This is a genomic window from Staphylococcus simiae (assembly GCF_002902085.1).
In the GTDB taxonomy this organism is placed as follows: domain Bacteria; phylum Bacillota; class Bacilli; order Staphylococcales; family Staphylococcaceae; genus Staphylococcus; species Staphylococcus simiae.
The window spans coordinates 1-11,935 of the sequence record NZ_PPQR01000030.1 but is presented as its reverse complement, the minus strand read 5'-3'; the positions used below and the strand labels follow the sequence as shown (position 1 = coordinate 11,935).

General features: G+C 32.2%; 10 protein-coding genes. 3 read left to right on the top strand and 7 right to left on the bottom strand.

Annotated elements, in window-relative coordinates; translation table 11 throughout:
* The first annotated feature begins 78 nt into the window (after positions 1 to 78).
* Both ftnA and CD113_RS05240 read left to right on the top strand, forming a co-directional pair.
* Positions 79 to 579, top strand: coding sequence for an H-type ferritin FtnA (gene ftnA / locus CD113_RS05245; protein WP_002464103.1), 501 nt, complete (start codon positions 79 to 81; stop codon positions 577 to 579).
* A gap of 280 nt (positions 580 to 859) precedes the next feature.
* Positions 860 to 1,414: a 3'-5' exonuclease gene (locus CD113_RS05240; RefSeq protein WP_002464105.1), complete on the top strand. Its 555-nt coding sequence runs from the start codon at positions 860 to 862 to the stop codon at positions 1,412 to 1,414.
* 36 nt (positions 1,415 to 1,450) lie between these two features.
* Here the strand turns inward: CD113_RS05240 and dinB are convergent, their stop codons facing one another.
* The 7 genes from dinB to gatC all read right to left on the bottom strand — a co-directional run bounded on the left by dinB (position 1,451) and on the right by gatC (position 9,864).
* A complete protein-coding gene (gene dinB / locus CD113_RS05235) occupies positions 1,451 to 2,521 on the bottom strand; it encodes a DNA polymerase IV (RefSeq protein ID WP_002464107.1) in 1,071 nt (356 codons plus the stop codon).
* Positions 2,522 to 3,064: 543 nt separating this feature from the next.
* Positions 3,065 to 3,595 carry a DUF3267 domain-containing protein gene (locus tag CD113_RS05230; RefSeq protein ID WP_002461670.1) on the bottom strand — a complete coding sequence of 177 codons (531 nt, stop codon included), beginning with the start codon at positions 3,593 to 3,595 and terminating at the stop codon, positions 3,065 to 3,067.
* A 164-nt stretch (positions 3,596 to 3,759) separates the two neighbouring features.
* A complete protein-coding gene (gene rlmD / locus CD113_RS05225) occupies positions 3,760 to 5,121 on the bottom strand; it encodes a 23S rRNA (uracil(1939)-C(5))-methyltransferase RlmD (protein WP_002461671.1) in 1,362 nt (453 codons plus the stop codon).
* Between the two features lie 149 nt (positions 5,122 to 5,270).
* Positions 5,271 to 6,206 (bottom strand): diacylglycerol kinase, encoded by a 936-nt coding sequence (locus CD113_RS05220; protein ID WP_002461672.1) that lies wholly within the window; start codon positions 6,204 to 6,206, stop codon positions 5,271 to 5,273.
* Positions 6,207 to 6,662: 456 nt separating this feature from the next.
* A complete protein-coding gene (gatB, locus tag CD113_RS05215; RefSeq protein ID WP_002461673.1) occupies positions 6,663 to 8,090 on the bottom strand; it encodes an Asp-tRNA(Asn)/Glu-tRNA(Gln) amidotransferase subunit GatB in 1,428 nt (475 codons plus the stop codon).
* Between the two features lie 12 nt (positions 8,091 to 8,102).
* Entirely contained in the window at positions 8,103 to 9,560 is a 1,458-nt protein-coding gene (gene gatA / locus CD113_RS05210; protein WP_002461674.1) for an Asp-tRNA(Asn)/Glu-tRNA(Gln) amidotransferase subunit GatA, read from the bottom strand.
* A 1-nt stretch (position 9,561) separates the two neighbouring features.
* Entirely contained in the window at positions 9,562 to 9,864 is a 303-nt protein-coding gene (gatC, locus tag CD113_RS05205) for an Asp-tRNA(Asn)/Glu-tRNA(Gln) amidotransferase subunit GatC (protein ID WP_002461676.1), read from the bottom strand.
* Positions 9,865 to 10,225: 361 nt separating this feature from the next.
* Here gatC and putP point away from each other — a divergent pair, with 361 nt between their 5' ends.
* Positions 10,226 to 11,764, top strand: coding sequence for a sodium/proline symporter PutP (gene putP / locus CD113_RS05200; protein ID WP_002461677.1), 1,539 nt, complete (start codon positions 10,226 to 10,228; stop codon positions 11,762 to 11,764).
* Positions 11,765 to 11,935 lie beyond the last annotated feature (171 nt).

Here is an 11,935-nt window from a genome sequence, read left to right as displayed (position 1 = left end):
TTATTTACATTTTGAAAATTCTTTGTTACACTTACTTTAATATCAAAATAATAATCTATAAATACGAGGTGTATTAACATGTTAAACAAAGAACTATTAGAAGCTTTAAACGAACAAATGAACCACGAATATTTTGCTGCACATGCTTATATGGCAATGGCTGCGTATTGTGATAAAGAATCTTATGAAGGTTTCGCTAATTTTTATATTCAACAAGCAAAAGAAGAACGATTCCATGGTCACAAAATCTATGATTATATCAATGATCGTGGTGAACACGCTGAATTCAGAGCAATTCCAGCACCAAAAGTTGATTTCTCAAGTATTTTACAAACATTTAAAGATGGTTTAGCACAAGAACAAGATGTTACTAAACGTTTCTATAATTTATCTGAAATTGCTCATAAAGATAAAGATTATGCTACAATTTCATTCTTAAACTGGTTCTTAGATGAGCAAGTAGAAGAAGAATCAATGTTCGAAACACATATCGATTACTTAAGTCGTATTGGTGACGATAGTAATGCACTTTACTTATATGAAAAAGAATTAGGTGCTAGAACTTTCGACGAGGAATAAATTATAATTTCATAGAGATATAATTTCTTTATTTTTTTAGGGATGGTTCATTTTTGATGATTAAATCAAAAGTACCATCCCTTTTTATTGCTTACATATAAGTCTATTTAGTGTCTTTTCCATTAAATTTTCTCTAAACTATCTTTATATCAATCTTTAAGATTAATATTTTAGTGTTCTCAAACACATTGGTCGATATTATATAATATAATTTGTATCTTGATATGATTTATCAGTGCTAAAGAACAGATCATTTAAATTAGTGAAAGGAGTTGCTGTCATGACAAATAATTCGTTTGTGGCACTTGATTTTGAAACGGCAAATGGTAAACGAACAAGTATATGTTCTGTTGGTATGGTTAAAGTTATCGATAATCAAATTACAGAATCATTCCATACTTTAGTTAATCCTCAAGACTATTTTTCACAACAAAATATTAATGTACATGGAATTGAACCACAAGATGTTGAACAATCCCCAACATTTGATTATGTTTATCCGTATATGATGCAATTTATTGATCATTTACCAGTTGTTGCCCATAATGCAGCTTTTGATATGAATGTATTGCATCAAAGCATTAAAAAAATAGGCCTCCCAACACCGACCCTCAATTATTTTTGCAGTTATCAACTCGCCAAACGAACTGTAGATTCTCATCGTTACGGGTTAAAATATATGATGGATTTTTATCATTTAGATTTTCATGGTCATCACGATGCCTTAAATGATGCTAAAGCTTGTGCAATGATTACATTTAGATTATTAAAACATTATAATGATCTTAACCACGTAATGACGATCTATGGCAAAAATTTACAAGATAAAGGTTAGCAAATACTTCTGATATTTTGAAGCTTGCTAACCTTTTTAAATAAAATCATAGATGGTCATATTTTTATAAGACGATGGCTCTAAATTACCTACAGTTACACCAATTAATCTTATGGGAATATCTGGATCCTTCAATTCATTATAAAGTGCATATGCAATATTATAGATATCATTTTCTGTGTTAACCGAATCCCTTAAACTTGTTTGTTTGGAATAGGTTTCAAACTGATATGTCTTAATTTTCACTGTAACTGTCTTCGCTGATTTCTGAAGCTCATTTAATCGTTCAGCCGTCTTCCCTGATAATTCCCAAACTTTACGTAATATTTGTTCATCATCATTCACATCGGTTGCAAATGTTCGTTCAGTACCTATTGATTTACGTATTCTAGAAGACTTTACTTCACTATGATCAATACCTCGTGCTTTATTATATAGCCCTCTACCTCTTTTACCAAATAACCTTATTAATTCAAATTCACTTTTTTGATATAAATCTTGCCCAGTGTATATATCATTATCATGCATCACTTTTTTAGAAGCTTTACCTACACCAGGAAAATCGCCAATATCCAAACTCATTATGATGTCATGCACATTATTGTAATCTATAACTGTCATGCCATTAGGTTTGTTCATACCACTAGCTAATTTTGCTAAAAATTTATTATATGATACACCTGCAGATGCTGTTAATGCTGTTTGTTCTAAAATGTCTCGTCTAATATATTGCGCAATTTGAGAAGCTGGTAAGTCCGGTCTTACTAGATCAGTAATATCTAAATACGCTTCATCTAAAGACATAGGTTCAACTTTATCAGTATAACTGCGAAAAATTGCCATAATTTGTTGTGATATTTTTCTGTATTCACCAAAGCGATGTGTAACATAGTAACCATTGGGACATAATTTATGTGCTTGTGACATTGGCATAGCTGAATGAACACCATATTTACGTGCTTCATAAGAAGCTGTAGACACTACACCTCTATTACTTGCTTTACCACCAACAATAACAGGTTTACCTTTAAGTTTTGGATTATCTCTCATCTCCACTTGAGCAAAGAAGTAATCCATATCTATATGAATAATTCTTCTTTCAGCCATGCCCTCACCTCACTTTCATTTTTAGGTTCTCTATTTTTTTAGGACTGATAAATAAAAAATGAATAATTTTAAAACGAAAATTAATTTGAAGCCGAGACTCCTGAGGTAGGGACCCAACACAGAGAAACTGTGAAACAGTTTCTACAAGAAATGCAGGTTGGGCAGCAGTGCTAGTCGAAGACCCGGGCCCCAACAAAAAGAAACTATTCATTTAGTTTCAACAGACAATGCAAGTTGGGGAGGCTGAGACAGCACCCTAGGAAGGGACCCAACATAGAAAAATTCTATAAATAGAATTTTTACTGTAACGTGCAAGTTGGGCATTGGGGCCCCAGCAAAGAAAAATTCTGTTAACAGAATTTATACTTTAATGTGCAAGCTGGGGTGCGAGGCTTGAAAATTTAATTATGTATCAGTCCGATTTGTTAGAGAACCCATTTTTATCAGTTAACAAAAAAAGACCTCACTACAATTATACGCTCTGCATCGTTATTTTACATAAGTGATGCATTAAGTATCATTTGTACTGAGTCTTAATTAATATTATTGAATTGGTTTTTGATTATATAAGTATAAACTCTCTGTGTCTTGTTGCACATATTTAAAATTACTCGTCATCGCAAATGTCACTAATAAAAGATCTATTAAGCAATATGCCGTATGCATACTAAAAATAAATATAATAGATGAATAGCCAAATTGTTTAATTAAAATAAGTAAGGCACTATTAATTATAATAAATGGCGCAAGCATAATAATGGAAAACTGCCATTTGTTATAACATGCATTTGAAGTATGAAAGAGTATGTTACCTTTTTTAATTTGCAACATGGGTTGGCAGTCTTTTTTAAAGATAATAAATAATATGCGATGAATCAATTCATGTACAACGAGTACAATTACAAATCCTAAGAAACCATATATTAAATTAACAATAATATTTTGGTCTATAATTGCAGTGACATCTAGTGCCCATTTATAAGTAAATAATATGACAAATAATGCTATGATCATTTGCACAACAATAAATCTTCTAATGTTGAAATTATTGTCAGATAAATCGATTTTATGCATTGCCAACCCTCCCAATTAACTACGTCTTAGTCGTTATTAATCATAGTATACAATGTAAAATTTGATTAAAAAAGTACATTTCAAGAAAGTAAATTGGCTGTAATAAAATCTTAATAATCGACATTATTCTTTCATAAATAACTTCACACAATGCGCCTTCTAAGTTATTTTAAGTCGAATTGAGCGACTGTTTCTACATGCGTTGTATGCGGAAACATATCTACTGGTGTAATTTCAGTAAGTTGATATTTGTCAGCTAACATCAAAGCATCACGTTGTTGTGTCGATGGATTACACGAAATATAGACAATACGTTTTGGAGCTAATTCTAGCAATGTATTGATAAACGTTTCGTCACAGCCTTTTCTTGGTGGATCAACCATAACTACATCTGGTTTAATCCCTTGTGTTTTCCATTGTAGAATAACTTCTTCTGCTTTCCCACAGACAAAAGTAGTATTTTCACATTGGTTTAAAGTCGCATTGTACTGTGCATCTTTAATTGCAGAAGGTACAACTTCAACACCATACACATGTTTGGCGTAAGGTGCCATGTACAAGCCAATGGTTCCAATGCCACAATAAGTATCAAGGACAGTCTCGTTACCAGTTAACTGAGCATAAGAGATTGCTTGATTATAGAGCTTTTCAGTTTGCTCTGAGTTAATTTGATAAAATGATTGGTCACTTATTTCAAATGTACTATCAGATAATTGATCTTCAATGGTATCTTGGCCGTATAATGTTATGGAATGATTCCCCATAATCACATTAGAGTGACTATCATTAATATTTTGTTTAATACTTGTTATATTAGGAAAGGCTTCTAAAAGTGCATTGATAATGACTTCAGCATTTTTAAATTTCTTACCGTTTGTCACAAAAATAACCATCATATCATCTGTATGGTAGCCTGTTCTAACAACAAGATGTCGCAATGAGCCTTTTTTCGTATATTCATTATAAATGCTTATATTTAAATCATTTAGCATAGCTTTAACTAAGTTCATGACTTGCTGATGTCGGTAATCTTGAATTAAACAACTATCCATATCAATAATGTCATGACTACGTTGACGATAAAAGCCCATGATAGCTTCATTATCCTTATTTTTCCCTACTGGAATTTGTGATTTATTTCTATAACGCCATGGATCATCCATACCAACAGTGTCATTAATGATAACATCAGAGAAATGTGCTTTTCTCTGGAATAAATTAATAACTTGTTCTTTCTTCATTGCCAATTGTGCTGGATAAGATAAATGTTGTAATTGACAACCACCACATTTTTGATAATAAATGCATGGTGGTTCAACGCGTTCTTGACTCTTAGTATTAATATTTAATAATTTGCCTATTGCAAAATTCTTTTTTACTTTGATTACTTTATATTCTATTTCTTCAGCAATTAATGCTTGTGGAATGAATATAGGATATCTATCTACTTTAACAACACCATGACCTTCGTGAGTTAAATCTACAACAGTTCCCGTTTTTATATCATTTTTATTAATTGTTTCCACAATACTACCCCCATAAATAAAAGGCTAGGAAGTTAATTAAAGCTTTTCCTAACCTTATTTGGATTCTCTCTCAAATTGGACTGATACATAATTATTCATTTTTTATTTATCAATCCTAAAAATTAGAGAACCCTTATTCGATGCTATATTTACTCTATGTCTACATGTTCATTATTTAATAATTCATCGTTAACAATATCTTTAGGTGCAAACACTTCAATATGTCTTTCTAAATTTAAAAAGTTCGCTGGTAATTTACCAGCATATTCACCATCAACATTTAATTGTAAATCAGTGAAAGATGAAATATTAACTGATTTAGCTTTTTCATAGATTACCTTAGGATGTTTAGTATGTTCACCACGTGATGCTAATGTCATAATATGTCCAAGTTCAGCTAGATTAGCCTTTTCGATGATAATTAAAGTAAAATAGCCATCATCTAGTTTAGCATCTGGAACTAACTTTTCGAAACCTGCCATAGAATTCGTAAGTCCTAAAAAGAATAACAATGCTTCTCCTTGGAATACATTACCGTCATATTCAATTCTTAAGTCTACAGCTTTCATCTGCGGTAACATTTCAAAGCCTTTAATATAATATGCAAATGGTCCAACAATAGATTTTAATTTACTAGGTGTCTCGTAAGAAACTTGAGTTAGTTGTCCACCAGCGGCCAAATTAATAAAGTAACGATTGTTCATTTTGCCTATATCAACTTTGGTTGAATGACCTTCTATAATAACGTCTAATGCACCCATAATGTCATTGGGAATATGTAAAGCACGACCAAAGTCATTGACCGTACCCATAGGAATGACACCTAGTTTAGGTCTATTAGGTCGTTCGGCTATACCGTTGACAACTTCGTTTAACGTACCATCGCCACCAGCTGCAATTAAAATATCATATTTATCATTTAATGCACGTTCAGCTTCAATCGTTGCATCACCAATTTTTTCAGTGGCATATGCACTTGTTTCATATCCCGCTTTTTCTAATTTAATTAATGCATCAGGTAATACTCTTTTAAATAGTTCTTTACCAGATGTCGGGTTATAAATGATTCTTGCACGTTTTCTCATATCTTATCCCTCGACTCATCTACCTCAAATTTTAGTTTAAGTCATAACGTAGGTATGTCATTAGTTAATCAATTCACTAATACAATCTAATTGAATTTGTCACGTTATGATTTCTATACAATTAATTACATTCAATTTATATTAATAGATTAATACAACATTTCTGTACTATTTTGTCACTATTACTTTGTTATGCTAGTCACTCGATTGAATCGACATTAACATAACGTGCGTTTAATCTTATACCTTATTATTATACAGTTAGACAGAATATAATTAAAGCTAACTCATACATAAAGTTGTTTTTTTTAGTAAATTGCCATCTAATTAGTGTTGTTAGTATATAAAAAATGTTTGTTAGAGACTTTATTGCTATACCCTCTTATAAATTTGAGAAAAAATATCTCCTTGAAAGATGGATCCTTTCAAGGAGATATTTTTATCGATAAATTCAAATTATCTTTTATCTAGTTCTTGTTTTAATAATTGGTTAACCATTTGTGGGTTAGCTTGGCCTTTTGAAGCTTTCATAATTTGTCCAACTAAGAAGCCCATTGCTTTGCCTTTACCATTTTTATAGTCTTCAACAGATTGTTCATTGTTATCTAATGCTTCGTTAACGAATTTTAGAAGTGTTGCTTCGTCAGAAATTTGTACTAAGCCTTTATCTTCCATAATTTGTTTAGCATCGCCACCATTAGCAGCTAATTCTGGGAATACTTTTTTAGCAATTTTACTACTCATCGTACCATCTTCTATTAATTTAATCATACCAGCTAAGTTTTCAGGTGTTAATTTAGTATCTTGTAATTCTACTTGATTTTTATTTAAATATTCGTTTACGCCACCCATTAACCAGTTTGATGTTAATTTAACATCAGCACCATGATCAATTGTTTCTTCGAAGAAATCAGACATGACTTTAGTAAGTGTCAAGACATGAGCATCATATGCTGGTAAGCCCAAATCATTCACGTATTTAGCTTTACGTTCATCAGGCAATTCTGGTATTGTTTGACGTACGCGTTCTTTCCATGCTTCGTCAATGTATAAAGGTACGATATCCGGTTCAGGGAAGTAACGATAATCATCTGATCCCTCTTTAACACGCATTAAAATCGTTTTACCAGTAGATTCGTCAAAACGACGCGTTTCTTGACCAATTTCTCCGCCATTTAATAATTCTTCTTCTTGACGTTTTTCTTCATATTCTAAACCTTTGCGTACAAAGTTAAATGAGTTTAAGTTCTTTAATTCTGCTTTTGTACCAAATTCTTTTTGACCATATGGTCGTAAAGAAATATTAGCATCACAACGTAATGAACCTTCTTCCATTTTCACATCTGACACGCCAGTATATAAAATAATAGAACGTAGTTTTTCTAAGTATGCATATGCTTCTTGAGGAGAACGAATATCAGGTTCAGAAACGATTTCAATCAATGGTGTTCCTTGACGGTTTAAGTCAACTAATGAATAGTCACCTTTATGTGTTGATTTACCAGCATCTTCTTCCATGTGTAGACGTGTAATACCAATACGTTTTGTTTCACCATCAACTTCTATATCGATGTAGCCATTTTCTCCGATTGGTTGATCAAATTGTGAAATTTGGTACGCTTTTGGATTATCTGGATAGAAATAATTCTTACGGTCAAATTTTGATTCTGTCGCAATTTCCATATTCAGTGCCATTGCTGCACGCATTGCCCAGTCTACAGCACGTTTATTTACAACTGGTAAGACACCAGGATATGCTAAGTCAATAACATTTGTGTTTGAGTTAGGTTCTGCTCCAAAATGTGCTGGTGATGGAGAAAACATTTTTGAGTCTGTTTTTAACTCAACGTGGACTTCAAGTCCGATAACTGTTTCAAAATGCATGATTTCCACTCCTTATAATTTTTCATAAACGTCATGTAAGTTGTATTGTGTTTCAAATTGATATGCTACACGATATAACGTTTTTTCATCGAAAGGTTTACCAATGAATTGTAAACCAATTGGACGACCATTAGATTGTCCGCAAGGAACAGAAATACCTGGTAATCCTGCTAAGTTTACAGGTGTTGTTAATAAATCATTGGCATACATTGTTAATGGATCACCAATTTCTTCGCCTAAATTAAATGCAGTTGTTGGTGTTGTTGGTCCAACAATGACATCATAATTTTCAAAGACTTTATCGAAGTCATTTTTAATTAAAGTTCTCACTTTTTGAGATTTTTTATAGTAAGCATCATAATAGCCTGAACTTAAAGCAAATGTTCCTAAGAAGATACGACGTTTAACTTCTTTACCGAAACCTTCTGATCTAGACATTTTATATAGTTCATCTAATGTATTGGCTTCTTTTGAATGGAATCCATAACGAATACCATCAAAACGTGATAAGTTAGCTGAAGCCTCTGAAGATGCAATAACATAATATGATGGAATACCAAATTTAGTATTTGGTAATGATACTTCTTCAACTTCTGCACCTAAATCTTTTAATGTATCAACTGCTTGTTTAACTGATGCTTTAACATCTTCGCTAACACCTTCGCCTAAATATTCTTTAGGTAGTGCCACTTTTAAGCCTTTAATATCTTTACCGATTTCAGATGTAAAATCAACATCTTCGACTGGTGCACTTGTTGAATCATTAGCATCTAAACCTGAAATAGCTTCAAGTACTAACGCATTATCTTTAACATTACGAGTTAATGGTCCAATTTGGTCTAATGAAGACGCAAAAGCTACTAAACCGAAACGTGATACACGACCATATGTTGGTTTCATACCTACAATACCGCAATATGCTGCTGGCTGTCTGATTGAACCACCTGTATCTGAACCTAAACTAAATGGTACTAATCCTGCTGCAACAGCTGCTGCTGAACCACCAGAAGAACCACCTGGAACGGCTTGATGATCAAATGGGTTGACAGTCTTTTTAAAGTAAGACGTTTCTGTAGAACCACCCATGGCAAATTCATCCATGTTTAATTTACCAATCAATACAGCATTTTCGTCATGTAATTTTTCCATAACAGTTGATTCATAAATTGGTACAAATCCTTCTAACATTTTACTTGCACAAGTTGTTTCTAAACCATTAGTAATAATGTTATCTTTAATTCCCATTGGAATACCAAATAACTTACCATCCATTTGGTCTTTTGCTTGTAAGTCATCTAATTCATATGCTTTTTTCATAGCATTTTCTTTATCTAAAGCTAAAAATGATTTAATTGTAGGATCTGTTTCCTCAATTGCATCATAAATATCACTTACAACATCAGATGGTTTGATTTCTTTATTTTTGATTAATGTTAATAAATTCTCAACAGATTCATAGCGAATACTCATCCTATGCGTCCTCCTCGTTCATGATTGTAGGAACTTTGAATTGTCCATCTTCTGTCTCTTTAGCATTTTTAAGCGCAAGTTCTTGTGGGATACCATCGATTGCCACATCTTCACGTAAAACGTTTTGTAAATCTAAAACATGATATGTAGGTTCAACGCCTTCTGTATCGGCACTATCATTTTGTTTTGCAAAGTCTAAAATACTTTCTAATGTGTTAGCCATTTCTTCTGTTTCTTCAGGAGAAATATGAAGCTTTGCAAGATTTGCTATATGCTCCACTTCTTCACGTGTAACTTTTGTCATTAATAAAAGCCTCCTTTTATTCATTCATCACCAAATTGTATCAAATTTCGACTTAAAAATCTAAGTTTTTATTGACTTATCATGTAAAAATATACATTTATATGCCTTTATCATACCAATAAAATTAACAAAACAGTGTATTAATCATGAGTCGTTTATTACTAATATTATAAAAATTCATCAATATGCACTTCATACATACAAAAATTAATCATATCACTCAAATAAGAAAACGCTTTCTTTACTGTTATAAAAGTATTTAATAATGTAAATATTAATTTTCCTACTTTTCTAAACATTTAACTTTATGTATAATGATTTCATGTAACTTATTAATATTTAAACTAAGGGAGTGTTGATCATGTTTACAATAGGGACTGCTTTAAGTCGACAAGTAGATGCAAACTGGCAAACATACATAATGATTGCTATCTATTTCTTAATACTTATTGTTATCGGCTTTTATGGTTATAAACAAGCTACAGGTAATTTAAGCGAATATATGCTTGGTGGACGTAGTATTGGTCCATATATTACTGCTTTATCAGCTGGAGCATCAGATATGAGTGGATGGATGATTATGGGCTTGCCAGGTTCTGTTTATAGCACTGGGTTGTCGGCAATGTGGATTACAATTGGCTTAACATTAGGTGCATATTTAAACTACTTTATTGTGGCGCCTAGGTTACGTGTATATACAGAACTCGCAGGAGATGCGATAACTCTACCTGATTTCTTTAAGAACAGACTTAATGATCGAAACAATGTCTTAAAGATCATTTCTGGCTTAATTATCGTTATTTTCTTTACACTTTATACACATTCAGGTTTTGTTTCTGGTGGTAAATTATTCGAAAGTGCTTTTGGTTTAAATTATCATTTCGGTCTTATTTTAGTAGCTTTCATAGTTATCTTTTACACTTTCTTCGGAGGCTATTTAGCAGTATCAATTACTGATTTTTTCCAAGGTGTTATTATGTTAATAGCAATGGTTATGGTCCCTATTGTTGCTATGATGAACTTAAATGGCTGGGGTACATTTCATGATGTAGCATCTATGAAACCAACCAATTTAGATTTATTTAAAGGTCTTTCTTTTATTGGTATTGTGTCACTATTTTCTTGGGGATTAGGCTATTTTGGACAACCACATATTATTGTCCGCTTTATGTCTATTAAATCTTATAAATTACTACCTAAAGCACGACGTTTAGGTATAAGTTGGATGGCGGTAGGTTTATTAGGTGCAGTTGGTGTTGGTTTAACTGGTATCGCTTTTGTACCAGCCTATCATATTAAATTAGAAGATCCTGAAACTTTATTTATTGTGATGAGTCAAATTTTATTCCATCCATTAGTTGGTGGTTTCTTATTAGCAGCAATTTTAGCAGCAATTATGAGCACGATTTCTTCACAATTACTCGTTACTTCAAGCTCGCTAACTGAAGACTTTTATAAATTAATACGTGGTGAAGAAAAAGCGCAAACACATCAAAAAGAATTTGTTATGGTTGGCCGTTTATCAGTATTAATTGTCGCAATTGTTGCTTTAGCTATTGCTTGGTCACCAAATGATACAATTTTAAACTTAGTAGGTAATGCGTGGGCTGGCTTTGGTGCTTCATTCAGTCCTCTTGTACTTTTCGCTTTATATTGGAAAGGTTTAACTCGTGCTGGTGCAGTGAGTGGTATGGTTTCTGGTGCTTTAGTAGTAATTATTTGGATTGTTTGGATTAAGCCATTAGCAAGTGTTAATGAAATTTTTGGCTTATATGAAATTATTCCAGGCTTTATTGTCAGTGTGATTGTTACTTATGTAGTAAGTAAATTAACTAAGAAACCTGGAGACTTTGTCGATCGAGATTTAAATAAAGTACGTGACATTGTACGAGAGAAATAATTTATGAATTAAAAAAAGGAACCTGAAGTTATTTTAATCACTTTAGGTTCCTTTTTTATGTACTTTAATTTTCAGGTTCTCTATTTTTCAGGACTGATAAATAAAAAGTGAATAATTTAAAATATAAATTATTTTCAAGCCGAGACTCCTGAGGTAGGGACCCAACACAGA